The organism is Pseudoxanthomonas sp. SE1 (genome assembly GCF_029542205.1).
Classification (GTDB): domain Bacteria; phylum Pseudomonadota; class Gammaproteobacteria; order Xanthomonadales; family Xanthomonadaceae; genus Pseudoxanthomonas_A.
Map to the genome: position 1 here is coordinate 755,329 of NZ_CP113783.1, position 26,743 is coordinate 782,071.

Genomic DNA, 26,743 nt, shown 5'->3' on the forward strand with positions numbered 1-26,743 from the left:
GGCCAGTGTGAACAAAGGAAGGCTCGAGGCGGACATGGACGCGTATTCCAGGCAATCGAAGGGGCAAACCGCGGGAGGCGGCTTGCATGGCTGAGCAACTGCGGCTGTATTCCTATTGGCGCTCCAGTGCCGCCTATCGCGTGCGCATCGGCCTGAACCTGAAAGGGCTGCCATACGAAACGGTGCCCGTGCATCTGGTCCGTGAAGGCGGGCAGCAGCACAATCCGGACTACGTCGCCAAGAATCCCCAGCACATGGTGCCCACGCTGCAACATGGCGTGCGCGTGATCCGACAGTCGATGGCGATCCTCGAGTACCTCGACGAAGCCTGGCCTTCCCCCCGGCTGCTGCCGATGACGGCGCGCGACCGTGCGCGCGTGCGTGCACTAGCGCAGATGGTCGCCTGCGACATCCATCCGCTCAACAACCTGCGCGTGCTGCAGTATTTCGACGGTACCTGGAACGTGCCGCAGTCCGAGCGCGACGAGTGGGTCAAGCACTGGATCGTCGAAGGATTCGAGGCGATCGAGTCGCTGCTCGCCGAAGACGCCGCAACGGGCGCGTTGTTCTGCCACGGGCAGACGCCGGGGCTGGCGGATTGCTGCCTGGTGCCGCAGGTGTTCAATGCGCGTCGCTTTGGCGTGGACCTGGCGGCATTCCCGGCCATCGTCCGCATCGAGCAGGCCTGCCTGGCTCTGCCGGCCTTCGATCAGGCGCGCCCGGAAAACCAGCCTGACGCAAATGCCTGAATGAAAAAGGGCGGAGTTCTCCGCCCTTTTTGCTCACTGCCGCCGTGGTGCAGTCAGCCGAAGCCGTGCGTGATGCGCGGCGAACTGCTGCTGCCGGTGTCGTAGTCGGCGTAAGGGTCGTGTTCGCCCTTGCTGCCTTCGGACAGGCGGAACTTCAGTGCCAGGCCGTCGCGCGAGTCCGCTGCGCGCAGCGCTTCCTCCTGCTCGATCTGGCCCTCCTTGACCATGCGGAACAGGCATTGGTCGAAGGTCTCCATGCCTTCCTCCAGCGATTCCTCCATGGCGGCCTTGATCTCGTGCACCTGCCCGCGGCGCAGCAGGTCGCGGATCATCGGCGTGTTGATCAACACTTCCGCCGCCGGCATGCGACGCCCGTCGGTACCCTTCACCAGGCGTTGGGATACGACGGCGCGCAGGTTGAGCGCCAGGTTCATCAATACGTTCTTGTGCGCGCTTTCCGGGAAGAAGTTGAGGATGCGCTCGATGGTCTGGTCGGCGTTGTTCGAGTGCAGTGTCGCCAGGCACAGATGGCCGGTTTCGGCGAAGGCGATGGCGGCCTCCATCGTGGTGGCGTCCAGGATCTCGCCGATCAGGATGACGTCCGGCGCCTCGCGCATCGCATTCTTCAGTGCGTTGTGGAACGCATGCGTGTCCAGGCCCACTTCGCGCTGGTTGACGATCGACTGCTTATGCCTGTGCAGGTACTCGATCGGATCCTCGATGGTGAGGATATGGCCGGTGCTGGTGGTGTTGCGATAGTCGATCATCGAGGCGAGCGAGGTCGACTTGCCCGATCCGGTGGAGCCCACAATCAGCACCAGCCCGCGCGGGGTCATGATGATGTCCTTCAGCACCGGCGGCAGGTTCAGCTCTTCGATGCTGGGGATCACGCTGCGGATCGCGCGGATCACCATGCCCACCTCACCGCGCTGCTTGAAGACGTTGACGCGGAAGCGCCCTGCGTCCTGCAGGGCGATGGCCATGTTGAGCTCCAGTTCGCGCTCGAACACGGGCACCTGGCCCTCGTCCATCAGCGAATAGGCGATCTTCTTCACCATGCCCGGCGGCAGGCCGGTATTGCCCAAGGGATAGAGCTTGCCCTCGATCTTGATGTACACCGGCGCCCCGGTGGTGAGAAACATGTCCGAGGCGTTCTTCTCGGTCATCAGCTTCAGGAAATAGCCGATGTCCATGTGCAAAGCTCCCAAGATGCGCGGCGCGACGTTGCAACGGCGCCAAAGGCTTCCGACAATGGCCGCGCGCACCCCTCAACGTCACGGCACCCCAATGACAGTTAGCTTCTCACACTTCCGCCGGCCCCTGCATGTGATGGCGGCCGCAGTAGCAGCACTGGCCGTGGCCGGCGGGCCTGCATTGGCCCAGAGCGCATTGCCCCCTGAACTGGAAGCCGCTGTGCAGGCAGTGCAGCGCGCAGACCAGGCCGATGCGGACCAGTACGCCCCGCAGCCGCTGGAGGCCGCGAGACAGGCCTTGGCGCAGGCGCAGGCTGCGCATGCGGCACGCGACAAGAAGGACGCGCTGGATCTGGCCCTGCGGGCCTCGGCGGACGCGGATCTTGCGCGCGCCCGCAGCCTGGAGGCGGTGGCGACGGCCGAAGTGGCGCAGCGGAAGACGGAGATCGCCGACCTGCAACGCCAGATCGGCGCGGAGGGCGAGCGATGAGGGCGTCCAGCAAGGTGATCCGGACCGGTGCGCTGGGGCTGATGCTGGCGCTGAGTTCCGTCACCGTGTCAGCAGCCGACAATCCGGTGGTCCTGCAGCTCAACCAGCGGTTGTCGGCCCTGCATGCCGATCCGGCGCTGGGGGAACTGGCGGCCTATGAGAAGTTGCGGGCACAACAGGCCATCACCGCCTTCGACAAGGCGCGTCGCAGCCAGCGCGAGACCGCCCAGTACGTAGCGGAACGCCGGGTGGAGATCGCGGAGATCGCCGCACGTACGCAGGCCGCCCGCCGCGAAGCCGACAGGCTGGACCGCACCCGCAGCGAATTGCTGGTGGAGGCGAGCCGTCGCGAAGCCGAGCGCGCGCGCCGTGAGGCGGAACGCCTGCGAGTGCAGGCGCAGATCCAGGCCGAGGAAACCGAACGTCTCCGCATGGCCGCAGAAGCCGAGGCGTTGGCGCGCCAGGAAGCGGAAACCACGCTGGATACCGTCGCGGGCCAGCAGGCGAACCGGTTGAGTGCGGCCCGTCAGCGCGAGCTGAAGCTGGCGCGCGAGGAGGCGGAACTGGTCTCGGGCGCCAAGCTGCCCGCTTCGAAGTTCGACACTCGTGGTGAGGTTTTCACCTTGGGGGCGGATGTTTTCACCGCCAGTTCGGCGAAGCTGTCCGCCGGCGGCGCGTCCAGCGCCAGCGCGCTCGCCGCGTACCTGCAGGCCAATCCGAAAGCCCGTGCCCGCATCGACGGGTTCGGGGACAAGCAGACCCCCGGACAGCGCCGCGCCGATGCGCTGCGCGATGCCCTGATGGCGGCCGGCGTACCCAAGTCGCGCCTGCAGAGCGCGGGCAAGGGCACCGGCAGCAAGGCGCGCGCGCTGGAGGTCGTCATCACGCATTGATATCCCCATGTAAATCATGGGGTTGTACGAATCCGCAAGGCGGCTGCGAGGCGGGCCTGAATGCTCCGCTTACGGGCGGAATCCTTTCGAATCAACCACTTGCGACGGGTCTTGTCGAGCCCGGCAGTGAGGAGTAGGGTCGTATACCCAAGCGATCCCTGTCGCTTGGCTCACCGGAGAATCGACCCGATGACGCCCGTACCGATTCCGCAGGAGACCCCCGCCGGCAGCCAGGCTGCAGCGGGCATTCCGGTGGGAGGTGCCCGCGGTGCCGGCAAGATGCTCCGCTCCCAAGCCAACGCCCCGCGCCTGCAAAGGCCGGGGCGTTCGTATTTCCGCTGAAGGAGGTAACGATCATGTTCGAAGGTCAACCGCAGGCCGAAATCGATGCACTCATCAAGGCCGATCCGGAGTTCAAGCAGCTTTACCAGCGCCATCGCGAGCTGGACAAGAAGGTCACCGACGCCGAACTGGGCGTGCTGCCCATCGACGACAACCGCCTCGGGCAGATGAAGCGCGAGAAGCTGCACGCCAAGGAGCGATTGCTCCGGATCTACGACGCCAAGCCGCACTGACGCCTGCCCCGCCACTTTCTTGTCGCGGGCGGCGACGGCCTCCTCGTCGGCCGTCGCCGTCCGCGCCACCCAAATGCGATAATCCCGGCCTGTACCGCACCGGATGCACGGCCGCATGGCGATCCACTCTTCCGTACTCGAACTGATCGGCGACACGCCGATCGTCCAGGCCAAGCGCCTCGACACCGGGCTCTGCACGCTCTACCTGAAGCTCGAAAGCGCCAACCCCGGCGGCTCCATCAAGGACCGCATCGGCATGTCGATGATCGAGGCCGCCGAGAAGCGCGGCGACCTGAAGCCCGGCGCGACCCTGGTGGAAGGTACGGCCGGCAACACCGGCATCGGCCTGGCCCTGGTGGCCCAGCAGAAGGGCTACAAACTGATGCTGGTGGTCCCGGACAAGATGAGCCGGGAGAAGATCTTCAACCTGAAGGCCATGGGCGCCGAGGTCATCCTGACCCGCTCCGACGTGGCCAAGGGTCACCCCGAGTATTACCAGGACCTGGCCGAGCGCATCGCCCGCGAAACGCCGGGTGCCTATTTCATCAACCAGTTCGGTAATCCGGACAATCCGGCGGCGCACGAATTCGGTACCGGCCCGGAGATCCTGCGCCAGATGGACGGCCAGTTGGATGCCATCGTGTTCGGCTGCGGCAGCTCCGGCACCATGACCGGCCTGTCGCGCTGCTTCGCCGAGCATTCGCCGCAGACGGAGATGGTGCTGGCCGACCCGGTCGGTTCCATCCTCACCCAGTACATCAACGAAGGCACGCTGAGCACCAAGTCCGGCAGCTGGCTGGTGGAGGGCATCGGCGAGGACTTCCTGCCCCAGATCTCGGACTTCACCCGGGTCAAGAAGGCCTATGCGATCAGCGACCGCGAGAGCTTCCTGACCGCGCGCGAGCTGCTGGCGAAAGAGGGCATCCTGGGCGGATCGTCCACCGGCACCCTGCTGGCCGCAGCGCTGAAGTACTGCCGGGAGCAGACCGGGCCGAAGAAGGTGCTTGTGTTCGTCTGCGACACGGGCAACAAGTACCTGTCCAAGATGTACAACGACTACTGGATGCTGGACAACGGGTTCATCGACCGGCCCCAGTACGGAGACCTGCGCGACCTGATCCTGCGTCCGTACAGCCAGCGTGACACGGTCGTGGTGAGCCCGACGGACCTGCTGACGACCGCCTACCAGCGCATGAAGCTGTACGACGTCTCGCAGCTGCCGGTGATGGAAGGCGACAGGCTGGTCGGCATCGTCGACGAAAGCGACGTACTGCTGCATGTGTATGGCGACGAAGCGCGTTTCCGCGACCCCGTCTCCACCGCGATGGTCAGCAAGCTGGACCGGCTGGACGTACGGTCGCCCATCGAGGCGCTGCTGCCGGTCTTCGACCGGGGACAGGTAGCCATCATTACCGACGGCGACGCCTTCCTGGGCCTGATCACCCGCATCGACCTGCTGAACTACCTGCGACGCCGCGCACAGTAAAGGAAGGACGTCCGCGGACCCCGCGGGCGGCGGCGTGGCAGGGACGTTACGTTAAGACCAGGCTGGTAGAATGCCCGGCTGTTTCAAGGAACAAGAACATGGCGCAACACTCCACTTCCGATAGCGCAGAGCCGAACGGGCTGGCGCTGGGCACGCTGGCCATCCACGGCGGCCAGTCGCCCGACCCCAGCACCGGCGCCGTCATGCCGCCGATCTACGCTACGTCCACGTACGCGCAGAGCAGTCCGGGCGTGCACCAGGGCTTCGAGTACTCGCGCACCCACAATCCCACCCGGTTCGCCTACGAACGCTGCGTCGCCGCGCTCGAAGGCGGCACCCGCGGCTTCGCATTCGCCTCCGGCATGGCGGCCACCTCGACGATTCTGGAACTGCTGGACAGCGGCAGCCACGTCGTGGCGATGGACGACCTGTACGGCGGCAGCTACCGCCTGTTCGAACGCGTGCGCCGACGCACGGCGGGGCTGGACTTCAGCTTCGTCGACATGACCGACCTGGCGGCGTTCGAGTCCTCCATTCGCCCGGAAACGCGACTGGTGTGGGTGGAGACGCCCACCAACCCCATGCTGAAGATCGTCGACATCGCCGCCATCAGCGATATCGCGCACAAGCGCGGCCTGCGCGTGGTCGTCGACAACACTTTCGCCTCGCCGATCCTGCAGCGTCCGCTGCAACTCGGCGCGGACATCGTGATGCATTCCGCTACCAAATATCTCAATGGTCACTCCGACATGGTCGGCGGCATGGTGGTCGTGGGTGACGATGCGGAGCTTGCAGAGCAGATGGCGTTCCTGCAGAACTCCATCGGCGCGGTGCAGGGGCCGTTCGACAGTTTCCTCGCGCTGCGTGGACTGAAGACGCTACATCTGCGGATGAAGGCGCATTGCGAGAATGCAATGGCTTTGGCGCAGTGGCTGGAAACGCATCCCGCGATCCAGAAAGTCATCTACCCCGGCCTGGCATCGCACCCGCAGCACGCGCTCGCGAGCCGGCAGATGCAAGGCTTCGGCGGCATCATTTCCATCGTTATCCAGGGAGGTTTCGATGCCGCCCGCCGGTTCTGCGAAAATACCCGGCTGTTCACCCTGGCCGAATCGCTCGGCGGCGTCGAAAGCTTGGTCAACCACCCCGCGGTGATGACGCATGCCTCGGTCCCCGTGGAGCGGCGCGACGCGCTGGGGATCACCGCCGGGCTGGTGCGGTTGAGTGTCGGGGCGGAGGCGATCGAAGACCTGCTTGCGGACATGCGCAGGGGGCTTGCTCTTGAACAGTAAGCGGATGATCGCGGGCCCTTGTCCACGTGTTGGCAACCGCACGCGAGACGAGTGATGAAGGAATTTCCAATCAGTCCCGCGTCGATGCCCGCCACGCTCATGATGCATCGTTCGCTGATATGGGCCCTCGTAAAACGGGAAGTACTCGGTCGCTACCGGGGCTCCATGTTCGGCACACTCTGGTCTTTCTTCAATCCGTTGATGATGCTGGTCATCTATACCTTCGTATTCAGCGTTGTATTCAAGGCGCGCTGGAGTGGGGGCTCCGACTCCAAGGTTGAGTTCGCGATGATCCTGTTTTCGGGGCTCTTGGTGTTCAACATACTCTCGGAGTGCCTCAACCGGGCGCCGACGCTGGTGTTGATGAACGTCAATTACGTTAAGAAGGTTGTCTTTCCGTTGGAGATACTGCCTCTGGTTTCACTGGGATGCTCTCTTTTTCATGGGGCGGTCAGTCTGCTGGTCTGGGTGCTTTTCTGTCTCGTCTTTTTCGGTGTGCCTCCAGCCACCGCATGGCTTTTCCCCGTCGTGATACTTCCGATGCTCTTCCTGACCCTTGGGCTGAGTTGGTTCCTCGCATCCTTGGGCGTTTACCTGCGCGACGTCAGCCAAGTGATACTTCTGGTGACCACGGCGCTGCTGTTCCTGTCGCCAATCTTCTATCCTGTATCCGCGTTGCCTGCAGACATACAGCAGGTCATGCACTTCAATCCTCTGACATCGATCATCGAGGACGTGCGAGGCGTTCTAGTCGAAGGGCGGTTTCCACATGGAGGCACGTATGTCCTTCGCCTCACGGTGGCCATCGTGGTTTCGTGGGCTGGATTCGCCTGGTTCCAGAGGACGCGGAAGGGGTTTGCAGATGTCCTCTGAAGTCGCGATCTCGGTCGACAACGTCAGTAAGTCATTCGCGATCTACGAGACTCCGCGTGATCGGCTGAAGCAGTTCCTGCTGCCGCGCTTGAGGAGGCTGTTCGGTCTTGCTTCGAAGAACTACTACCGAGAGTTCAAGGCGCTCTCTGGCGTCTCCTTCAAGATGATGAAAGGGGAGACCATTGGCATCATCGGCCGTAACGGCGCAGGAAAATCAACCCTCCTTCAAATTATCTGCGGGACCCTCGCGGCTTCCGAGGGTAGCGTGGATGTCAGGGGGCGTATCGCTGCGTTGCTCGAACTGGGCGCAGGTTTCAATCCTGAATTCACTGGCCGTGAGAACGTCATCCTGAACGGTGAATTGCTCGGGTTGTCCCGTCGCGAGATGGAGCGGCGATTGCCCGAGATCGAGGAATTCGCTGGCATCGGCGACTTCATCGACCAGCCGATCAAGACCTATTCAAGTGGCATGTACGTGAGGCTTGCATTCGCGGTCCAAGCCTGCGTGGACCCGGAGATACTAATCGTCGACGAAGCGCTTTCCGTTGGTGACATAGGCTTCCAGTACAAATGCTTCAGGAGGATGGAAGAGCTGCGTAGGAGGGGCGTGACCATTCTGATGGTGACCCATTCCACTGGCAGCATCCTCGAGTACGCCGATCGATGCATCGTGATGGATGCTGGCAGCATACAGATCGACACCAACGATGTGTTGGCGGCTGTACTCACTTACGAGAAAGGAATGATTGCGGCCAGGCCCGGGCAGGCCTCCGACAGTTGCCCGGAACGTATGGAAGTGACCGCCGAGTACTTGGCGGCAGCCCAACGCCGGAGCGTAAACGACGATATATCCGAGAAGCGATTCGGGACCGCGCGCGCGATAATCGAAAAAATGGACATCGTTCGGCGCGATGGCAGCAGTTTCGACCAAAGCCCAGTCGTCAGGTCTGGGGAAGAGCTGACCTTCAGATTCACGATCGCATCGTCCGAGATGCTCGATGACATTGCCCTCGGTGTCTCGATCACCAAGACACAAGGGGGGGATATCTGGGGAGACAACAATATCCGCGCAGGTTTCCCCATCATTCTCGAGCGCGGGCGGCAAGTCGTAGAGTTTTCGGCGAAGCTACCAATCAGCGCTGGCGAGTATCTGATCCACTGTGGCCTCGCGCGAATTGCCAATGGGGTGCGCGAAGAGCTTGATCAGCGACGGCCCATCCAGTCCATAAAGTTCTGGTCTCCTCGCGAGCAAGTCGGCGTCGTTTTCGCACCCGTGTCCGCAAAGGCTGGCAGGCTATGATCGCAGCATTCTTGTCGCCATACGCTTTCCGAGGGATAAGCGCGCCATACTTGTGGGTTTTCTACAAGCTGCTGTCGTCCATTGAAGAACCCATGGCGTTCCTTCTTTCGGCCGATTACCTGGAGCCGTGCGATAGCGCCGCGATGAAAGGCAGGGTCGAGCTTGGGCAGCATCGTCAGATTGAGCATGGTTATGGTCTGCCGGACGCGACGACTCTCGAGCGGCATCGTTTCTCGCTGCTTGATCCAGAGCTGATGACGCGGCTGCTGCCACGTTTCGGTGGCAATCCTTTGGCTTTCTTTAAGGCTTTCTTGAGCGAAGATGTTCCGGAGGTAAGGCAAGCGCTCGAGACTGGCCTGTCTTCGCTTCCGGATGACATCGAGGTAATTCTTAGCTGGAGTAACTGTCCATCTCTAAGCGCAGTCGCCGCGGCACGTGGAATCCCGGTAGTTCACCTGGAAGTGGGTCCCCTTCGCGAGCCCCAGTATCGGCCGACGGCTTACTTCGATTTTTCCGGGGTGAACGGGAACACGGAAGCCGCGCGGCGCTACGAGAGTGATCCAGGCGTCTGGGCGCAAGAGTTCGATGTTCCTGAGCTTCGTCGCGCATTCTCATCGATGGAGTGCGAGAAGCGCGGTCCCGGGAATCGCTTGGGCGTGGTACTGCAGGTCGAGGATGATTCGAACCTGATTTCTTTCAGTAATGGCTTCGACAATGCAAGCCTGATTGCGAAGGCGTTGCTGGAGAACCCGCCCGAGTTGCCGCTCATACGGAGTCATCCTGGCAGTAGATTTCAAGTCAGGCAGGGGATGGCGGAGCACGACTCTTCGGCTACCGTCCTGGACTTCCTTGCGCAGTGCAACAAGGTGGTTTGCGTGAACTCCAGCGTTGGCCTCGAAGCCCTCATGCTGGAGCTCGAAGTTGATGTCGAGGGGGATGCATCCTATGGATTCGTCGTCCGCGAAAAGGACCCCCAACAGCGTGGGCGCAAGTTGGCCTACTTTCTATTGGGCTATCTGGTTCCCTACTCGCAGGTATTCTCGGCCGATTACATCCGCTTCCGTTTGGGTAAACCAGCGGAGGAGGAGATCGCTGCCATGCACCTCCGGGGTCATGGGCTGGAGCAGGATTCGGGCGGTGCTAAGGTCGATGTGCGCGGAGCGCTTCGCCATATGGCGAGGCTGCGGATCGAGAGTGCGCGGGCGGATGCCGGGGCAGAAGCGGTTGGAGGTCCCCAAGATGGATGGCTGCTTTGCTATCGGGCACGAGCCGATGATGGGTATGCAGATGACTTGTCGGTTCGGCCCTCCAGCCTGGTGAGCGATGGCGCGGCCAGTGTTGTGAAATTCGTATTGCCGTCCGGAGCTCGCCCCGAAGTCGTCCGCATCAGTGCGCCAGCACTCGCTGGTTGCAACACTTTGCGCGCGATGCGCTGGGGCTGGGGTGGTGACGCGCGCGCGGAGTTGTCCCCACTCTTCGATACCCATCTTCGCCTGATCTCAGCGAGTTGCGCACATTTCCGTGACGGCGAAGCGATGTCGCTGCTCAACGACGGCGGTGAGGTCTACTTCGAGTTCTCGGTTGACGATCTGTGGTCTTCCGCCGCCGCCCGCGCTAGCCCAGGACACGGCGTCCTGGAGTTCGCCCTCTCTCACCAGAGTGCGGATTCCGCGATCGCACATGAGCTTTTCAGGATCAGGGAGGGCATCCTTGGCCAAGTCCGCCAAGCGGGCGAGACTTCTATGCGCGACGAGCTCCATCGGGACATCGACGAGCTCTCGTCGCGATTGCAGCATAGCTCGAGCCAAATAGCGCAGACCCGGGCTGAGTTTCTCGAAAGCAACCATGACCAGTCAGTTCGTCTGAACGATCTGTCGGCTTCGGTAGAGAAGATGTGTCGCTTTTTCGAGCCCCTGGCAGAAGTTCAAGCGAGCCAGGCCGGTAGGCTGGCCGACATGGCAGCGAGGATCGAGGGGAGGTTGGCGTTGTTGCTTGAGGCCCAGGATCTTCTGAAGAAGGAGTTGGGGGATCAGGCGGAAGCGTTAGGGAAGGCGAACGCAAGCATAGATGAAATGAAGCGCGTCTCGGAAATGACCTGGAGGCAGAAGTACTTGGCCAAGCGGGCCAAGAAGGGCCAAGCATGATCATCGATCGCCTCAAGAAAAGCCGGTTCCGCAACGTGCTCCGCGGCTTGGCGTTGAGTAACCCTTGGCGCGTACTGCCTAACGCTTTGAAGATTCGCCTCATTGCCTCCAGCCCGCTGCTGGACCCTGAGTGGGTTGGCGAAGTAGCGGGATTTCAGGGAGGGCGACGGGAGCTTGCGGAGGCCTTGGTTGGTGATTCGCTGTCACTGGCTTCGCCATTGCTGGGCTTGGATTGGTACAGGTCACGCTATGGCCTGGATGCCACGGCAGGTGAGGCACTCATCCACTACTGGCTTGTTGGAGACTACATCGGACTCAGACCCCATCCATGGTTTGATCCAGTAGCTGCGCGCCTTTCAAGCGCGCGGCGGCGGCCAACCCTCAAGGCCGTCCTGGCGCAATACCTGTCCAACTGGAGGGAATTCAATGCTCCACATGCACTTTTCGATCAGGCGTTCTATCTGGCGCATAACGATGATGTGAGGGAGGGGGGATTCAACCCGCTCATTCATTTCGTGCTGTACGGTGAACAGGAAGGTCGCCGACCGAACGAGTACTTTGATCCCGCGTGGTACAGGTCCGCCAATCCCGATGTGGCGAGTTCCGGCATGGCGCCATCGTTGCACTTCGGCCTTTACGGAGCTGCTGAGGGCCGTAGCCCGGGACCGGATTTCGACTCCTTCGGGTATGTCGTCGACGTGGGGCGTTCATCGCTTGGCGGGTGGGATCCTCTCTCCCATTATCTGGTCGTTGGAAGACCAGCAGGCATCCAGCATCTGAAGCGAGACTTAAGCGTGGGCCGGTTGACAGGCCAGGTGGATGGCGTTGCGAAACGACGTCCGCACGCACCGGTCGATGTCATCGTTCCCGTCTATCGCGGGCTGGAAGAGACCCGAGCCTGCATTGAATCAGTGCTGGAGAATATGCCCAAGAACAGGCTTCGCCTGCATCTCTACAACGATGCATCGCCTGAGCCTGAGATCACGGAATTCTTGCGTGTGTTGGCGGCCGAGAATGATCGACTGATCTATGTAGAAAACGATGAGAACCTCGGTTTCGTAAGGACAGTCAACAAGGCGATGAAGTCCGCCTTGCTTTTCCCGGACTTTGACAGTGTCATCTTGCTGAACAGCGACACGGAAGTTTCAGGTGACTGGGTTGCGAGACTCCGGGGCCATGTGGACGCGAACAGCGATGTCGCCACCGTGACAGCTATGTCAAACAACGCAACCATCTGCAGCTATCCGCAGCTGGGCCCCAATGCTGTCCCCGAGGGGGAGACGGCGGGAAGTATCGATTCGCTGGCGGCGGCCACCAATGCCGGGCTCAGTGTTGAGCTGCCGACGGGCGTTGGATTCTGCATGTTGATCACGGCTGAGGCTTTGCGCAAGATCGGCTTGTTCGATGAGGAGGCTTTCGGCAAGGGCTACGGTGAGGAAGTCGACTTCTGCCAGCGTGCGATGCGCAATGGCATGAAGAATTTGCTTGCGCTCGATGTATACGTCAAGCATGCCGGGGAAGTCAGCTTCACCACCTCAAGCAAGCCGAGCAAACTGATTGGCGAGGAGATCATTCGCGGGCGCTATCCCGAATATGCAGGCGATGTCACCAATTTCGTGCGCGGTGACCCTGGCCTGCATGCACGGATCAGGCTGACGTTTGCTCGATGGCGCACCCTGGCCATTGATGTACGCGTCCTGTTCACCCATGCCTTGGGGGGGGGGACCGAGCGCCACGTGCAGGACGTGGCGCGCGCGACTCCATCCGGCAGCAGGACGATCGTGATCCGCCCCGTGAAAGGTTATGCACGGAGAGTGAGGGTCGAGTGCCCCCATGCGACGGACGGATTCGCTGTAGAGGTGGATGTGGAGAACGCCCAAGAGCTCTCCGCGTTGCTGCTGGCGATGGGTGCCGGACGCATCCAGATCCACCATGTACTAGGGTTCACCGAGGTGCTACGCAAGGCGATCGCGATCTCGGGTCTTCCGTTTGACTTCGTGGCCCATGACTACTTCGCTATTTGCCCGCAGGTAACGTTGACCGATGCGTCGGGGAATTACTGTGGCGAGCCTGCACTCAAAGGTTGCGACGAGTGCATAAGCACGCGGCCCAGCCATGCTTCGAGCGACATCCGGAACTGGCGGATTCACAATGAGTGGCTGGTGCTCGGTGCGAGTGCTCTCGCAGCACCAAGTGGAGATTGCGCGTCACGGATGCAGCGCTATTTCCAACGCGCCTTCCAAGTCGTGCCGCACGAAGACCTGAGGTCGCTGGGTACCTTTGACGTACCTGTCGGTGGGAGGACGAAGCGTCGGGTCGTGCTGTTCGGCGCCCTCGCACCCCACAAGGGCAGGAAGCTGGTACTCGCATTGGCCGAAGAGGTGCTGAGAAGATCATTGCCGCTTGAAATCCACCTCATCGGTGATCCTCAAGGCGAGGTTCCGAAAAGACTGTCGCCGGTGTTCTCGAGTTCCGGCAGGTACGATGATTCGAAGCTTGATGATCTAGTTGTCGAGGCACAGCCTGACATCATCCTTTTTGCGTCGCAGGCGCCGGAGACCTATTCATACACCCTGACGACGGCTCTTCGCTCCGGTGTCCCGATCGTTGCAACCCATCTGGGTGCGTTCATAGAACGATTGGCGGGGAATGACCTCCACAGGACGGTTCCTCCGACGATCTCGGCCGGATCGCTTGCTGATCTCCTGCTGTCGATCCCACGGGGGCGACGAGCATGATCATGCGGATAGCCGTCATTCCCGAGAGGCTGGGAGGCGTTCTGTCGCCCTGTGGAACGATTCGACTGTCAACGTTCTTCGATGCGATTCGCGATGCGACACATGGTCGTTGGGAGGTCCGTTACCTCGTCGCAGAGGAAGTCGAGGCATTTCAACCTCATGTCATCGTATGGCAGCGTGTGGCGCTGCCGACATCGGATGATGTCGCTGCGGTTGTGAAGGTCGCGAAGGCAGTCGGCGCGACCATGATCTACGATCTGGACGACAACCTGTTCGAGCTGGATGATCAGTTCGAGCGGCGCGTGTACGCCGGGAAGCTCGAAGCAGTCCGAGCGTCGTTGCAGGCCGCGGACCAGGTTTGGTGCTCTACACCCAACTTGGCCGGAAATTCGGCTGGCATTTCCAGATCGCCTCCATTGTTGATGACGAATGCGTTGGATCCAGGCCTGTGGGTAACGGCCGGTGGCCCGGCCTTGGTAAGTGGTCCTGTGTCGAGGCTGCTCTACATGGGAACTCGGACTCACGCTGCAGATCTCGACCTGCTCAACGAAGCGATGGCCCTGCTTGAGCGGCGTGCGCCGGGCAGGTACAAGTTGGACGTCGTCGGCGTGTCCTCACACTATGGTGAATTCCCATGGCTCGAGGTGCTAGCCATTCCCTCGCACATAGGTGCGTCTTACCCGGCCTTCGTGCACTGGCTTTGCCTGCAAGGGGCTCGAAGGCTGGGGGTAGCTCCTTTGCTGCGTTCGCGATTCAATGACAGCAAGAGCAATATCAAGGTGTTGGACTACGCCGCGCTTGGCATGCCCGCCTTGGTTTCGGACGTGCCGGCGTATTCGTCGCTTCGCGTCGACATGGATTGCATGAAGTCAGACAATAGCGCGTTGGCGTGGGCGACCAGCATCGAGCGAGCTTGCGCGGACGAAGCTTTGACCTCCAGAGTCTTGTCGAGCGCGACGAGCCTGATTGGAGAGCGAGTGTTTGGTGATGCCGTGAGGTTGCGTATGGACGCCATTGATCGAGGATTGAGCAGAGTATGAGTCATCTACGAAAGGAAGCCGGACGGACGCTGCCCTTCATCCTTGGGGTGATCGTGCTGACAGGTGTCGTCGCCAGGTTCTACTCTTGGCCAGGATTCGCGACGCATGACTCGCTATTCATAACCCGAGAGGCTCTCGGGGGTGAGTACACGACTTATCATCCTCTCCTGAATGCGTTGCTCGTCAGGTTTCTCGCGGTTCCGCTGGATTCCTACTGGCTCTACACCAGCTTGCAGATTGCCTGGTGCTGCATGCTGCTGTACCAATCCTTACGTCACTCCCTCCATCGCCAAGGCACCCGGCTTCTTGGGTGTGTCGCCGTGGTCGCTTGGGCTGCATCACTCCATACGCTGCTCTACCTCGGCGTCGTTTGGAAAGATGTGCCGATCGCATATGGCCTGGTGTTCATGGCGGCACTCGCTTACAGGATGAGGGCCGAGCCAGGGTATCGGGCAACCGGGATGGATGGCTTCTTGTTGGGCCTTTCGCTGTTCTTCTGCCTTGGCATGCGCCACGGAATGATCTTCAACGCGGTATTGGTGCCTCTCTTGCTCGGCTGGCGCAGTGTCTTTGCGCAACGCAGGCTCTGGTTGCCAATTGTTTTCGCGATAGTTGGCTTTGCCGGGCTTCAGGCGATTGGCGCGAGCAAGCTTGTGAGCAATGACAACGCACACATGCTGCGATTGAAGGTCTCTGCAGTTTCGCAGCCCTTCTTGGCCATAGTCACGAACAAGAATGGCTACAATTCGGACGACCATGAGTACGATCGTAGGCTCGCAGTGCAGGCGTTCGGTGCCGACTACGAGAAAGAGTTCTCACCAGACTACTTTCGGAACAATCCAGCGCCCATCTCGGAAGGCGAGCTTGATCACGTGTACCGGGCGATCCTAAAACGCACCCCCAGGCTATGCGCTAACAATTTCTCGCTATGCGTCTCATCGAGAGTCCAGATGTTCCTGGGCACACTCCAGCCGTCGACTTCGTTCGGTGGCATGACGTTCTACGACCTGGGGACGTTCGAGGACTGCGGGCAAGTTTTCGGGATGGTCGAGGCGCAATGCAAAGTCCTCGACCGATTTGAGACCTCCGAGAAGCCAGCCTGGGCGTTGGATGTCCAGAGGAAAGTTCAGTCGGGTTTGGTGGAGACACGGAATCCACTGGTTCGCGCCGTTTTCTGGAATCTTCTGCCAGCCCTATTCTTGCTGGCCGCCATGCTCTCGTTTGGACGGGCGTTCTCCCCCCTCTGGCTGGTGGCGGTGTTCTTCATCGCACAGATCGCGCTTCCGTTCATGACGGCGATGGCCAACGATTTCCGCTACTACTACTTCTTGTTCCCCTTCGCTGTCGTCTTTGCGCCACCAGCGCTCCACTTGGCAGCGAAGGTGCTGGCCCGTGAGTCCGAGGCGAGGATGGAACCATGAATGAGCCTGCTGTTCCGGATGCTGTTGAGAGCCGGCCGGGGACTTCTTGCATCGCCGTCGTCATCCCATGCTACCGGGTCACGCGGCACATCATGGGCGTCCTTTCCAAGATTGGGGCTGAGGTTGACCTAATCTACTGCGTCGATGATGCTTGCCCGGACGGTAGTGCGGACTTCATAGAGCGGCATTGCGTCGACCGGCGTCTACGCATCCTCAGGCACGCAGAGAACCAGGGCGTCGGAGGCGCGGTCCTGACAGGGTATGACCAGGCGGTGGCCGACGGAGCTTCCGTGATAGTCAAGATCGATGGCGATGGGCAAATGGATCCGCGACTGCTGATGGCGTTCGTTAACCCCATCCTGCGTGGTGAGGCTGACTACACCAAGGGCAATCGCTTCTTTGACCTCAAGCGTATCCACGAGATGCCAAAGGTCCGTATCTTCGGCAATGCGATCCTCTCCCTGTTTACTAAACTCTCGACCGGGTACTGGGATCTTTTCGATCCGACCAACGGATACACAGCGATCCATGCGAATGCGGCGAGGTTCGTGCCGCGGGAGAAGATCAGCAAGCGTTACTTCTTCGAGACCGACATGCTTTTCAGACTGAGCATATTGCGCGCCGTGGTGGTGGACGTCCCGATGGATGCCAGTTATGGCGATGAAGAAAGCGGCTTGAAGATCAAGCGGATCGTCGGCGAATTCGCGGCCAAGCACGCGCGGAATCTCTTCAAGCGGATCGCGTACAATTACATGTTGCGGGACTTGCCCCTCGCTTCGCTCCAGTTGTTCGTGGGGCTGGGCCTCCTGGCATTCGGCCTGATCTTCGGGTGCTGGCATTGGTGGATATCAGCGTCCACCAATGTGGGTGCTAGCACCGGGACTGTGATGATTCCTACGATGTCCCTGTTGGTGGGCATACAACTCGTCCTGGCGTTCCTTTCGTACGATATCGCGAACGTGCCCCGGCGCGTCATGCACACCCTTCTGGAGCAACGTTTGGCAGCGCTCGCGGTGAGGTCTTCGGATGAATGATCCGATCCGGATGGGGTGGGGGACCGCGCTTCTGCTCGCGGCGACGCTCCTGCTGCTTAGCCTAGGGCAGATCCTGTTCAAGTGGGCATCGAAGGGCGTCTCGTTCGGAGATCCCCGCAGCCTGTTGTCCCCGAGCCTATTGTCCGGCCTGTTCGTTTACGGCTTGGCCACGATAATGTGGATTCTGGTGCTCAAGAGGCTGCCTTTGTCGCTTGCCTTTCCGTTCTATGGGCTGACGTTCTTGCTGGTGCCATTGCTCGCCCACTTCCTGATTGGCGAGAAGATCGGCTACCAGACCTTGCTTGGAGGTGGCATCATCATGTTCGGGGTTTTCGTAACGAGTTGGGGGAAGATTGCATGAGTGAGTGTCCGGCATGTGGGGCAACGCTCACCCTGGGAGTTGCGCCCTGGCATCTCAAGTGCACCGAGTGCTCCTACGAAGGTAGCAGTCTGAAGCCGAGGATTCTCGATCAGAAGGCCGGCAACGACTTGGACGAGCATGCGCGCGAGGATGCGCTGCGGACGCTACGCATCGCCAATTTCGACCTCCTCGCGAAGCGCGTCGCCCTGTTGCTCCCGGCCGGTTCCCAAGGGTCCCCGCGCTTGCTGGATGTCGGTTGCGCGCACGGTTGGTTTCTCCAGCGCATGAGCGGCGAGTATGATGTCGCGGGGATCGAACCGGATCCGTTGATTGCCGACGTCGCACGTAGCCGTGGCTTCGATGTGAAGAGTGGTTTCTTCCCAGACGTTGTAGGGGCGGAAACGTATGACCTCATTGCGTTCAACGACGTGCTGGAGCACATCCCCGACGTCGCTGGCACCTTGGCCGCGTGCCATGCGCACCTCAATGCCGGCGGGCACGTCATCGTCAATGCGCCTGACCGCACGGGATTCCTCTATCGCCTGTCGAAGGCGATGGCTCGTGTCGGCTTGAGCAGGTCGTTCGACCGCATGTGGCAGGTTGGTTTCCCATCGCCGCACCTGCACTACTTCGATACTCCGGCCATGCAGCGTTTGGCACGCAATGCAGGTTTTTCCGTGGCCGACACGTTCGCCCTTCCCACCGCAAGCCATGATGGCCTTTATTCGCGTGTCAGGTACGACAAGTCCGTGTCGGCAGTGAAGGCAGGATTGCTCACTGCCATTCTTGGCGCACTCATACCGGCGCTAGCGATACTGCCGGCTGACATCCGGGTCTGGATCCTGCGCAAGGACTGAGCCGGGTATGCGGGTCCGCCGGCGCAGCATGCTCGCCGGCGAACTGTTGGATGGTCTATTACTCGACGATCATCTTGAGTGGGCTCGCACATGAAACTTGCGCGCCCGATTCATCGTGGAGAATGGACACCGTATATTCGCCTGCCGGAACCTGCAGCGTGGCGAGCTCCAGCTTGAAGCCTGCATTGGTCAGTGCCTCAGCTTTGTATGCGGTCGCAACGTCATCCCGTTTGATGCCCGCCGGGCCCGAGATCGAGAAGGCATTTCCAGGCTTGGAAAGAACAACGGTCACGTTGCCAGGATTCGTGAGGCTGGTCGTGGCTGCCCACCCCTCAAATGCGACCGCGCCCGCGCCAGCCACCTTGAACACGCCTTCCTGTGGCGAGTTTCCGTTGATTGCATCCAGCGCGCAAAGCTCAACTTTCCCAAGCGACTCGAGATCGGCCGTGAACTCGGAGAACTGAGTCGTAGGCGGCTGTTCGGTTCCAGTCGAGGCGTCGGCAGGCACCGTCGGGGTGGCAGCCATGGGTTCTTGGTACTCGGGTGTTTTGTCGTTGCAACCGCTGAGCGCGATCGCGATGAGCGTGACGGCGGGGAATAGTTTTCGACTCATAGGTGAGGTGTCCTCGATAAGTTGGGCCACGACGACGCTCGCGAAGCTCGTGGCGGTTGAGTTCAGAGCTGTGACTCAAGTTCAGGCAACAACTGGAACAGATCCCCCACCAACCCGATATCCGCAATCTCGAAGATCGGCGCTTCGCCGTCCTTATTGATGGCGACGATCGTGCCTGCGTCCTTGATGCCGGTCAGGTGCTGGATGGCGCCGGAGATGCCGACGGCCACGTACAGCTCGGGGGCGATGATCTTGCCGGTCTGGCCGACCTGCAGTTCGTTCGGCACGTAGCCGGCGTCCACGGCGGCGCGCGAAGCACCGACGGCGGCGCCCAGTTTGTCGGCCAGGGCGTAGATCACCTTGAAGTTCTCGGCCGAGCCTACGCCGCGGCCGCCGGAGACGACGCGCTTGGCGCTCTGCAGGTCGGGGCGGTCGGACTTGCCGGCGGCCAAGCCGACATAGCGGGTGTGCGTCGGCAGGGTGGCATCCACGCTGGCCGCTTTGATCGTCGCGCTGCCGCCCTTGGCGGCTTCCGGCCAGGACGCGGTGCGTACGGTGGCGACGACGGTCTGGTCGGCCGGGGTTTCGACGGTGATGATCGCGTTGCCGGCGTAGATGGGACGCTTGAAGGTGTGCGGGCTTTCCACGGCCATCAGGTCGGAGACCTGGTTGACGCCGAGCAGGGCGGCCACGCAGGGCAGCAGGTCCTTGCCGAACGTGGTCGACGGCGCGAACACGTGCGTGTAGCCGGCGGCGAGCTTGGCGATCTGCGGTGCCAGTACCTGCGCGATGGCATTCGCGTTGGCGGCATGGGCGACGGTCAGCACCTTGGCGACGCCGGCGATCTGCGCGGCGTCGGCGGCGACGGCCGTCGGGTCGGCGGCCAGCACGACGACGTCGATGGCGTCGGCCTTCACCGCCGCGGCGGCGCTGACGGTCTTGGCGGTGGAGGCGTTGAGCTTGCCGTCCAGGTGTTCGGCGATGACAAGAACCTTGGCCATTACAGCAACCCCTTCTGCTTGAGTGCGGCGACCAGTTCGGCCGCGTCCTTCACCATGACGCCCTTGCTGCGCTTGGCTGGCGGGGCGTAGTGCGTGGTCTTGTGGGTGTCGGCGGCTTCCACCCCGAGGTCGGCAAGCTGAAGCGTTTCCAGCGGCTTGCTCTTGGCCTTCATGATGTCGGGCAGCTTGATGAAGCGCGGCTCGTTGAGGCGCAGGTCGGTGGTGACGACCGCAGGCAGGTCGACCTCCAGCGTTTCCAGGCCGGCGTCGACTTCGCGCACCACCGTGGCCTTGCCGTCGGCGATGTCGAGCTTGCCCGCGAACGTCGCCTGCGGGCGGCCCCACAGCGTGGCCAGCATCTGGCCGGCCTGGTTGGCGTCGTCGTCGATGGCCTGCTTGCCAAGGATCACCAGGTCCGGCGACTCCTTCTCGACCAGCTTCAGCAGGGTACGGGCGGCGGTCAGCGGCTGGATGGCCTGATCGGTGACCACGTGGATGGCGCGGTTGGCGCCCATGGCCAGGCCGTTGCGCAGGTGGGCCTGGGCGTCTGCGGGGGCGATGGTGGCGACCACGACTTCGGTGGCGATGCCCTTGTCGCGCAAGCGGAGGGCTTCTTCCAGCGCGATCTCGTCGAAGGGATTGGGGGACAGCTTGACGCCGTCGGTGACCACGCCGGAGCCGTCCGGCTTGACCTGGATGCGGACGTTGTAGTCCACCACGCGCTTGTAGGCGACGAGAATCTTCATCCTGCGGGAATTCCTGTATGCGACGGTGAGGCCCGGCCGCGGCGGCTGGCCGAGGGCAGACGTGGGATTTTAGCGGTCAGGCGGGGGCCATGCGAGCCCGTACGGTGCCATCCGCCAGCTGTTCCGCCAGAACACCTGCAAAACGTGCCGCGCTGCCGGGGGCTTGGGCGAAAAACAGAGATGGTTCCGTGAGCTCCAGTTCCAGCAGCTGCGGTTGCCCGTCGGTGCCGGTCAACAGGTCGATGCGCGCGTAGGGAAGGGGCGTCTCGAGCTGCCTCAGGCGCGCGGTGGCGCTGAGGACCCGCTCGGCCAGTGCCTGCTCGGCGGGGGTGGCCGTGGTCGCCACGATCTCGCCGAGAGCCATCGGCGCTTGCCTCGCCGCTTCGCCGGGAGGCAGCTGGGCGCTTTTCCGGGCGGCGTGGCTGAACCGGCCATCGAAGTACAGCAGCGCGGTTTCGCCATGTTGGTCGACCGAAGCCAGATAGGGCTGCAGCATCACGCTGCGCTCTTGCTCCAGCAAGCGGCCGATGTGGTTGCCGGCCACGAACTGCTGGTCACGGGCGTACCGCTGGGTGTCTCGGGCGCCAGCACTTACCGTTGGCTTGACGACAAACTCCTGCGCGTCGAATTCGTCCAGGAACCCCGCCAGCGCCTCCATGGGCTCGGCATCGGGCTCGACGAACCGGGTCGGGACGACGGGTATGCCGATGGTGGCCAGATCCGCAAGATAGTGTTTGTCGGTATTCCAGCGCACGACGTTCAGCGGGTTGAGTAGGCGCGTCACCCGATCCGTGTGCTCGCACCAGGCCAGGAAGTCGGACAGTCGCTCGGTGTAATCCCATGGCGAACGCAGCAGGGCCGCGTCGAAGCGACCCCAGCTAACGGTCGGGTCGTCCCAGGCCACGGCACGGGCATGCACGCCGGCGTCTGCGCAGGCATCGAGCAATGGCATCAGATCGTCGTCGTGGCCGGTGGCGGCCACGGCCGTGACGAGAGCGAGGTTCATCATGCGCACCAGTGTACGCGCACGCCCCGTACGGGATTCCCATTGCCCGAAAGTACCTGTGTCCGGGATGAGGGGCTGGGTAGAATGCGGGCTTTCCTCATCGAATGGATCGCGCCATGGCGGGTAACCCCGGCTCCGGAGGCAAGCAGAAGCTCTATCCCAGTGCAGCGGCCGCGCTGGACGGCGTCGTGGCGGATGGTCAGACACTGGCGGTCGGCGGGTTCGGCCTGTGTGGCATCCCGGAGGCGCTGATCGGCGCTCTGCGAGACAGTGGCGTGAAGGGGCTGACGGCCATCTCCAACAATGCGGGTGTGGACGGCTTCGGCTTGGGCCTGCTGCTGGAGACCCGGCAGATCAAGAAGATGATTTCCTCGTACGTGGGCGAGAACAAGGAGTTCGAGCGCCAGTTCCTCTCGGGCGAGTTGGAGCTGGAGTTCAACCCGCAGGGCACGCTGGCCGAGCGCCTGCGTGCCGGCGGCGCGGGCATCCCGGCCTTCTTCACCCGGACGGGCTACGGCACGGTCGTCGCCGAGGGCAAGGAAACCCGCCAGTTCGGCGAGCACTGGTACGTGATGGAGACCGCCCTGATGGCCGACGTGGCGCTGGTCAAGGCGTGGAAGGCCGACAAGTCCGGCAACCTCGTGTTCCGCAAGACCGCGCGCAACTTCAACCCGGCCTGCGCCATGGCTGGAAAGGTCTGCATCGCGGAGGTCGAGGAAGTGGTGGAGATCGGCGCCATCGATCCCGACCACGTCCACCTGCCAGGCATCTACGTGGACCGCATCGTCCACAACCCGACCCCCGAGAAGCGCATCGAGCAGCGCACCGTCCGCCAAGGAGACAAGTGATGCCCTGGACCCGCGATGAAATGGCACAGCGCGCCGCCCGCGAACTGACCGATGGCGCCTACGTGAACCTGGGCATCGGCCTGCCGACCCTGGTCGCCAACCACATCCCCGCCGGCATGGACGTCTGGCTGCAGTCCGAGAACGGCCTGCTCGGCATCGGCCCTTTCCCGACCGAGGACGAGGTGGATGCCGACCTGATCAATGCCGGCAAGCAGACTGTCACCGCCCGAGCGGGAGCCAGCTACTTCGGCAGCCACGACTCCTTCGCGATGATCCGTGGCGGCCACATCGACTTGGCGGTGCTGGGCGCCATGCAGGTCACCGACAAAGGCGACCTGGCCAACTGGATGGTCCCGGGCAAGATGGTCAAGGGCATGGGCGGCGCCATGGACCTGGTGGCGGGCGTCAAGCGCATCGTCGTGCTGATGGAGCACGTGGCCAAGGACGGAAGCCACAAGATCCTGCCGCAATGCGACCTGCCGCTGACGGGTGTTGGTGTGGTGGACAGGATCATCACGGACCTGGCGGTTTTTGACGTGACGCCCGAGGGACTGGTGCTGGTGGAAAAGGCCGAGGGCGTTACCGAAGCGGAACTGGCGACGAAGACCGGCGTGCCCTTCCGATCCGCCGCATGAATCACTTTAAGTCGTGATGCAAGTCCGGTTGTCGTGCGCGATGGCGCACGCCTGACTTTCAGCTGTACGTTTTCCGGCCGATAACGCGGAGAGGCGAACCTGTTGGCTGTTTTGTGGCCCGGGAGCTGGGCTATAGTGTCGGTTCAGGGGCTCTATCCGTTTTTCTCAGAGGCGTACGTATGAAACTCCGGGTCGGCGCTTGCGCCTTGATGTTGGTCTTGGCCGGGTGCAGTGGAGAAAGCCCCGAATCGGGCATCGCAGGGATGCGTGGTGTGGCCGCGAGCAAGACGGCCGGCAGCCTGCCGACGGCGCTCCCGCTGGCACGCGCAATCGGCGCGTCCATCGCCAACGCGCCCGATCGCGGCGCGTTGCTGTCCTTCCCCAACAAGGCGACGCCCGCCAAGCAGGAAGGTGCCTACACCTGGTTCCCAACCGCGATCAGCGAAGCGCATGCCTTCAAGGGTATCGCCACGGGTGAAATGACCGTGCCTTCGCCTGATGGCAGCCAGGTCAAGCTGCGCTACGAGCGCCACGTCGAAGAGATCGACGGCAACTGGACATGGATCGGCCGCGTCGTCGGCGGCGACCCGATGCAGGAGGCCATCATCACTTTCGGCGAGAAGGCGGTGTTTGGTTCGATTCCGCAAGCCAACGGCAAGCCGGCACTGAGCCTACAGACCAGCAACGGTCGCGTGTTCGCCGTGCAGACCGATCCATCGAAAGTTGTATCCGCTACGAAGGGCCACGAAGATGTAATGATTCCCGAGGCCGCGACGCTGCGTTCGTCGATGGCAGCAGCAGTCAGCCAGTCCGCGCAGGTGAGCCAGGGGGCGACGGCCGTCGCGCAAGCCGCACCGCCGACTTCCGCCAACACGATCGATGTCGCCGTGGGTTACACGCCTGAGTTCGCCACTGCAAACGGCGGTGCCTCGGGTGCTACCACGCGTCTGGTCTATCTGGTACAAGTCGGCAACCAGGCATTCACGAACAGTGACGTCAATGGCTACCTGCGCATTGTTAATGCCGTGCAGGTCAGCTACACCAATACCAATACCAATCAGACGGCACTTCAGGAGCTGACAGGCAACACGGGCAACTCCCCCGTGACTGTCCCTGCTAGTCTGGCAACACTGCGAACTGCGCGCGACCAGTACGGCGCGGACATCGCGGTTCTGGTGCGTAAGTTCAATACTCCAGAGAACGAAGGTTGTGGTATCGCGTGGTTGAACGGCGCGAATCAGACCCCTATTACTTCTGCCGACGCTTCTTGGGGCTATGCTGTGATCAGTGACGGTTACGACACAGGCACCGACGGCAAGACGTACTATTGCGCCGACGAGACGCTGGTGCATGAAGCGGCCCATCTGATGGGTTCGGCGCATGATCGCGCAAACTCCACTACCACGGGAGGGGCTCTGCAGTACGGCCGTTACCCCTACTCCTTTGGCTACAAGACGGGCACAGCAGCCGGTAATTTTTATACCGTGATGGCATATGGCGATACAGGTCAGATCGCTCATCGCATTTTCTCCACGCCTCTGAAGAGTACGTGCGGTGCGGCGAGTAACTTAGCCTGCGGTGTTGCGAACAGCGAAGACAATGCGCGTAGTCTGAATCAGACAATTCCCGTGGTGGCGAATTTCCGAGCGACGGTTGTGCCATTCACCGGGAAGGGGCGCAACGACTTCAACAATGATGGATACTCGGACCTTCTTTGGCGCTCCGATTCGCGCCAGATTGAAACGTGGGTCTTGAATGGTGCGACTCTGTCATCGGCTAGGGGTTTTCAGCTTCCTGCAGGTTATCGGGTCATGACCTCTGGCGATTTCAACGGCGATGGTTTCAACGATTTGCTGCTTACGAGCGCCGCCCGCGATCTGATTCTTTGGACGGGTACTGGGACTACATTCAGCTCACAGTCCCTAAATCGCACCTATGGAGTTGAATGGTCGGCAGTCGGCCAGATCGACTTTGATGGAGATGGCCAATCTGATTTGCTCTGGAGAAATAACGTCACAGGCGCTGTTGAAACCTGGATTATGAATGGAGCGACGCTCACTCGTGCTGCGGGCTTCAATCTGCCCTCCGGCTACTCTGTGTTGACTACGGGTGACTTCAATGGCGATGGCTTTGGCGATCTGTTGCTCGGGGGGCCATCCCGTGAACTGGTGATGTGGTTCGGCACGGGTACCTCGTTCAATGGTCAAAGCCTAGATAAGGTCTATGGCCTGGGATGGGCAGTTACGGGGGCAGTGGATATCAACGCCGACGGCAAGTCGGATTTGCTCTGGCGTAACGACAGCACCGGGCAATTCGAAACTTGGGTCATGGACGGCTACACGCTCTCCGCCGCCACTGGCTACTCGTTGCCGGCGGGTTATGAAATCTTTGGTTCTGGCGATTACAACGGCGACGGTAAGTTGGATCTGTTGTTGTCCAACAGTCAGCGCGAATTGTTCATGTGGTTCGGCACCGGCACCTCATTCAATGGTCAAGCGCTCAACCGCGTTTATGGCGCTGGATGGGTGGCCGACCTTGATGTGCGCCCGTTCTTTGCACAGAAGGTAACGACGGACTTCAACGCCAGCGGCGCTTCCGATATCTTGTGGAAGAGTGATGCCGCGGGTCAGTTCGAAACTTGGATGATGGGTGGGGCCGCATTGCAAAGAGCCAGCGGCTTCACGCTGCCAACGGGTTACCGAATCCTGACGACAGGTGACTTCAATGGTGACGGTCACGCTGATCTACTATTGACGAGTGCTGCGCGCGATACGGTGATGTGGTTCGGCAACGGAATTGGCTTCCGTGGCCAATCGCTCGCACGCGTTTACGGCTCCGGTTGGAGTGCTGTTGGCAACTTTGAAGTCAATGGCGACGGCAGATCCGACCTGCTATGGTCCAATAGTTCAAGTGGACAGTTTGAAACTTGGGTAATGAATGGGGTTACGCTAGTTCAGGCTCGAGGTTACAGTCTGCCGGCCGGCTACACCATTCTGACGACAGGTGATTTCAATGGGGATGGTTTCAGCGACCTCTTAATCGGCAGCCCCTCACGGGAGCTTGTGATGTGGTTTGGTACTGGCAACGGTGGCTTCAACGGGCAGGCGCTGAACAGGCAGTACGGTGCGGGCTGGGTGGCTGTTGGTCAGGTGGACATAAACGGCGACGGGAAGTCGGATCTGATTTGGCGCGATACCGCCTCCGGGCGATTCGAGACTTGGCAGATGAACGGTGCCGAGTTGACGCGGGCGGCTGGATATACCCTGCCTGCGGGCTATGGCATTTTGGGGACGGGCGATTTCAATGGCGACGGGAACGCCGATATACTGATTGGTAATGCGTCCCGCCAGATTGCCATGTGGTTCAGTACGGGCACCTCCTTCAATGGACAGAGCTTGAACAGGGCATATGGCACGGGTTGGAACGTGCTTTCAAGCTTCTGATCTCA

At 61.6% G+C, this 26,743-nt stretch carries 23 protein-coding genes; 18 read left to right on the top strand and 5 right to left on the bottom strand.

What is annotated here, in order from left to right:
• Positions 1–86: 86 nt before the first annotated feature.
• Positions 87–749: a maleylacetoacetate isomerase gene (gene maiA, locus OY559_RS03440; protein ID WP_277728719.1), complete on the top strand. Its 663-nt coding sequence runs from the start codon at positions 87–89 to the stop codon at positions 747–749.
• 53 nt (positions 750–802) lie between these two features.
• On the opposite strand, the gene OY559_RS03445 is transcribed toward maiA, so the two are convergent.
• Entirely contained in the window at positions 803–1,942 is a 1,140-nt protein-coding gene (locus OY559_RS03445; RefSeq protein ID WP_277728720.1) for a PilT/PilU family type 4a pilus ATPase, read from the bottom strand.
• A gap of 94 nt (positions 1,943–2,036) precedes the next feature.
• Here OY559_RS03445 and OY559_RS03450 point away from each other — a divergent pair, with 94 nt between their 5' ends.
• The 14 genes from OY559_RS03450 to OY559_RS03515 all read left to right on the top strand — a co-directional run bounded on the left by OY559_RS03450 (position 2,037) and on the right by OY559_RS03515 (position 18,446).
• Positions 2,037–2,432: a DUF4398 domain-containing protein gene (locus tag OY559_RS03450; RefSeq protein WP_277728721.1), complete on the top strand. Its 396-nt coding sequence runs from the start codon at positions 2,037–2,039 to the stop codon at positions 2,430–2,432.
• A complete protein-coding gene (locus tag OY559_RS03455; RefSeq protein WP_277728722.1) occupies positions 2,429–3,325 on the top strand; it encodes an OmpA family protein in 897 nt (298 codons plus the stop codon). Before OY559_RS03450 ends, OY559_RS03455 begins: the two co-directional genes overlap by 4 nt.
• Before the next feature lie 356 nt (positions 3,326–3,681).
• Entirely contained in the window at positions 3,682–3,900 is a 219-nt protein-coding gene (locus OY559_RS03460; RefSeq protein WP_142123411.1) for an HP1242/YdcH family protein, read from the top strand.
• A gap of 115 nt (positions 3,901–4,015) precedes the next feature.
• Positions 4,016–5,386, top strand: a complete 1,371-nt coding sequence (locus tag OY559_RS03465) for a pyridoxal-phosphate dependent enzyme (protein WP_277728723.1) — start codon at positions 4,016–4,018, stop codon at positions 5,384–5,386.
• Positions 5,387–5,484: 98 nt separating this feature from the next.
• Positions 5,485–6,678: a cystathionine gamma-synthase gene (locus OY559_RS03470; protein WP_277728724.1), complete on the top strand. Its 1,194-nt coding sequence runs from the start codon at positions 5,485–5,487 to the stop codon at positions 6,676–6,678.
• A gap of 165 nt (positions 6,679–6,843) precedes the next feature.
• Complete coding sequence (locus OY559_RS03475; protein WP_277729904.1) at positions 6,844–7,551, top strand: ABC transporter permease; 708 nt, start codon at positions 6,844–6,846, stop codon at positions 7,549–7,551.
• Positions 7,541–8,851 carry an ABC transporter ATP-binding protein gene (locus tag OY559_RS03480; protein ID WP_277728725.1) on the top strand — a complete coding sequence of 437 codons (1,311 nt, stop codon included), beginning with the start codon at positions 7,541–7,543 and terminating at the stop codon, positions 8,849–8,851. The genes OY559_RS03475 and OY559_RS03480 overlap by 11 nt, the downstream gene beginning before the upstream one ends.
• A 50-nt stretch (positions 8,852–8,901) precedes the next feature.
• Positions 8,902–10,995: a GT99 family glycosyltransferase N-terminal domain-containing protein gene (locus OY559_RS03485; RefSeq protein WP_277728726.1), complete on the top strand. Its 2,094-nt coding sequence runs from the start codon at positions 8,902–8,904 to the stop codon at positions 10,993–10,995.
• Positions 10,992–13,733, top strand: coding sequence for a glycosyltransferase (locus tag OY559_RS03490; RefSeq protein ID WP_277728727.1), 2,742 nt, complete (start codon positions 10,992–10,994; stop codon positions 13,731–13,733). Before OY559_RS03485 ends, OY559_RS03490 begins: the two co-directional genes overlap by 4 nt.
• Entirely contained in the window at positions 13,730–14,773 is a 1,044-nt protein-coding gene (locus OY559_RS03495) for a glycosyltransferase family protein (protein ID WP_277728728.1), read from the top strand. Before OY559_RS03490 ends, OY559_RS03495 begins: the two co-directional genes overlap by 4 nt.
• Positions 14,770–16,194, top strand: a complete 1,425-nt coding sequence (locus OY559_RS03500) for a hypothetical protein (RefSeq protein WP_277728729.1) — start codon at positions 14,770–14,772, stop codon at positions 16,192–16,194. The genes OY559_RS03495 and OY559_RS03500 overlap by 4 nt, the downstream gene beginning before the upstream one ends.
• Complete coding sequence (locus OY559_RS03505; protein ID WP_277728730.1) at positions 16,191–17,228, top strand: glycosyltransferase family 2 protein; 1,038 nt, start codon at positions 16,191–16,193, stop codon at positions 17,226–17,228. Before OY559_RS03500 ends, OY559_RS03505 begins: the two co-directional genes overlap by 4 nt.
• Positions 17,221–17,589, top strand: a complete 369-nt coding sequence (locus tag OY559_RS03510) for an EamA family transporter (RefSeq protein ID WP_277728731.1) — start codon at positions 17,221–17,223, stop codon at positions 17,587–17,589. The genes OY559_RS03505 and OY559_RS03510 overlap by 8 nt, the downstream gene beginning before the upstream one ends.
• On the top strand, positions 17,586–18,446 hold the full coding sequence (locus OY559_RS03515) for a class I SAM-dependent methyltransferase (protein WP_277728732.1): 861 nt from the start codon (positions 17,586–17,588) through the stop codon (positions 18,444–18,446). Before OY559_RS03510 ends, OY559_RS03515 begins: the two co-directional genes overlap by 4 nt.
• Positions 18,447–18,504: 58 nt before the next feature.
• Here the strand turns inward: OY559_RS03515 and OY559_RS03520 are convergent, their stop codons facing one another.
• The 4 genes from OY559_RS03520 to OY559_RS03535 all read right to left on the bottom strand — a co-directional run bounded on the left by OY559_RS03520 (position 18,505) and on the right by OY559_RS03535 (position 21,815).
• The gene (locus OY559_RS03520; RefSeq protein WP_277728733.1) at positions 18,505–19,059 is read right to left on the bottom strand and encodes a hypothetical protein; all 555 of its coding nucleotides are present in this window, start codon (positions 19,057–19,059) and stop codon (positions 18,505–18,507) included.
• A 62-nt stretch (positions 19,060–19,121) separates the two neighbouring features.
• A complete protein-coding gene (locus OY559_RS03525) occupies positions 19,122–20,060 on the bottom strand; it encodes an electron transfer flavoprotein subunit alpha/FixB family protein (protein ID WP_277728734.1) in 939 nt (312 codons plus the stop codon).
• The gene (locus tag OY559_RS03530; RefSeq protein WP_277728735.1) at positions 20,060–20,806 is read right to left on the bottom strand and encodes an electron transfer flavoprotein subunit beta/FixA family protein; all 747 of its coding nucleotides are present in this window, start codon (positions 20,804–20,806) and stop codon (positions 20,060–20,062) included. The genes OY559_RS03525 and OY559_RS03530 overlap by 1 nt, the downstream gene beginning before the upstream one ends.
• Positions 20,807–20,882: 76 nt before the next feature.
• On the bottom strand, positions 20,883–21,815 hold the full coding sequence (locus OY559_RS03535; RefSeq protein WP_277728736.1) for a D-cycloserine synthetase: 933 nt from the start codon (positions 21,813–21,815) through the stop codon (positions 20,883–20,885).
• A 113-nt stretch (positions 21,816–21,928) separates the two neighbouring features.
• Between OY559_RS03535 and OY559_RS03540 the strand changes: the two genes are divergently transcribed.
• From OY559_RS03540 to OY559_RS03550, 3 genes are all read left to right on the top strand, one after another.
• Positions 21,929–22,660: a CoA transferase subunit A gene (locus OY559_RS03540; RefSeq protein ID WP_277728737.1), complete on the top strand. Its 732-nt coding sequence runs from the start codon at positions 21,929–21,931 to the stop codon at positions 22,658–22,660.
• Positions 22,660–23,295 carry a CoA transferase subunit B gene (locus tag OY559_RS03545; RefSeq protein ID WP_142123436.1) on the top strand — a complete coding sequence of 212 codons (636 nt, stop codon included), beginning with the start codon at positions 22,660–22,662 and terminating at the stop codon, positions 23,293–23,295. Before OY559_RS03540 ends, OY559_RS03545 begins: the two co-directional genes overlap by 1 nt.
• Before the next feature lie 179 nt (positions 23,296–23,474).
• Positions 23,475–26,738, top strand: coding sequence for an FG-GAP-like repeat-containing protein (locus OY559_RS03550; protein ID WP_277728738.1), 3,264 nt, complete (start codon positions 23,475–23,477; stop codon positions 26,736–26,738).
• Positions 26,739–26,743: the final 5 nt, after the last annotated feature.

Excerpts from the sequence above, each read along its gene's own strand:
- OY559_RS03490 (WP_277728727.1), top strand. The coding sequence starts at position 10,992 with ATGATCATCGATCGCCTCAAGAAAAGCCGGTTCCGCAACGTGCTCCGC.
- OY559_RS03460 (WP_142123411.1), top strand. The coding sequence starts at position 3,682 with ATGTTCGAAGGTCAACCGCAGGCCGAAATCGATGCACTCATCAAGGCC.
- maiA (WP_277728719.1), top strand. The coding sequence starts at position 87 with ATGGCTGAGCAACTGCGGCTGTATTCCTATTGGCGCTCCAGTGCCGCC.
- OY559_RS03530 (WP_277728735.1), bottom strand. The coding sequence starts at position 20,806 with ATGAAGATTCTCGTCGCCTACAAGCGCGTGGTGGACTACAACGTCCGC.
- OY559_RS03455 (WP_277728722.1), top strand. The coding sequence starts at position 2,429 with ATGAGGGCGTCCAGCAAGGTGATCCGGACCGGTGCGCTGGGGCTGATG.
- OY559_RS03445 (WP_277728720.1), bottom strand. The coding sequence starts at position 1,942 with ATGGACATCGGCTATTTCCTGAAGCTGATGACCGAGAAGAACGCCTCG.
- OY559_RS03500 (WP_277728729.1), top strand. The coding sequence starts at position 14,770 with ATGAGTCATCTACGAAAGGAAGCCGGACGGACGCTGCCCTTCATCCTT.
- OY559_RS03535 (WP_277728736.1), bottom strand. The coding sequence starts at position 21,815 with ATGATGAACCTCGCTCTCGTCACGGCCGTGGCCGCCACCGGCCACGAC.
- OY559_RS03510 (WP_277728731.1), top strand. The coding sequence starts at position 17,221 with ATGAATGATCCGATCCGGATGGGGTGGGGGACCGCGCTTCTGCTCGCG.
- OY559_RS03505 (WP_277728730.1), top strand. The coding sequence starts at position 16,191 with ATGAATGAGCCTGCTGTTCCGGATGCTGTTGAGAGCCGGCCGGGGACT.
- OY559_RS03520 (WP_277728733.1), bottom strand. The coding sequence starts at position 19,059 with ATGAGTCGAAAACTATTCCCCGCCGTCACGCTCATCGCGATCGCGCTC.
- OY559_RS03450 (WP_277728721.1), top strand. The coding sequence starts at position 2,037 with ATGACAGTTAGCTTCTCACACTTCCGCCGGCCCCTGCATGTGATGGCG.
- OY559_RS03465 (WP_277728723.1), top strand. The coding sequence starts at position 4,016 with ATGGCGATCCACTCTTCCGTACTCGAACTGATCGGCGACACGCCGATC.
- OY559_RS03515 (WP_277728732.1), top strand. The coding sequence starts at position 17,586 with ATGAGTGAGTGTCCGGCATGTGGGGCAACGCTCACCCTGGGAGTTGCG.
- OY559_RS03540 (WP_277728737.1), top strand. The coding sequence starts at position 21,929 with ATGGCGGGTAACCCCGGCTCCGGAGGCAAGCAGAAGCTCTATCCCAGT.
- OY559_RS03470 (WP_277728724.1), top strand. The coding sequence starts at position 5,485 with ATGGCGCAACACTCCACTTCCGATAGCGCAGAGCCGAACGGGCTGGCG.
- OY559_RS03525 (WP_277728734.1), bottom strand. The coding sequence starts at position 20,060 with ATGGCCAAGGTTCTTGTCATCGCCGAACACCTGGACGGCAAGCTCAAC.
- OY559_RS03495 (WP_277728728.1), top strand. The coding sequence starts at position 13,730 with ATGATCATGCGGATAGCCGTCATTCCCGAGAGGCTGGGAGGCGTTCTG.
- OY559_RS03475 (WP_277729904.1), top strand. The coding sequence starts at position 6,844 with ATGTTCGGCACACTCTGGTCTTTCTTCAATCCGTTGATGATGCTGGTC.
- OY559_RS03545 (WP_142123436.1), top strand. The coding sequence starts at position 22,660 with ATGCCCTGGACCCGCGATGAAATGGCACAGCGCGCCGCCCGCGAACTG.
- OY559_RS03550 (WP_277728738.1), top strand. The coding sequence starts at position 23,475 with ATGAAACTCCGGGTCGGCGCTTGCGCCTTGATGTTGGTCTTGGCCGGG.
- OY559_RS03480 (WP_277728725.1), top strand. The coding sequence starts at position 7,541 with ATGTCCTCTGAAGTCGCGATCTCGGTCGACAACGTCAGTAAGTCATTC.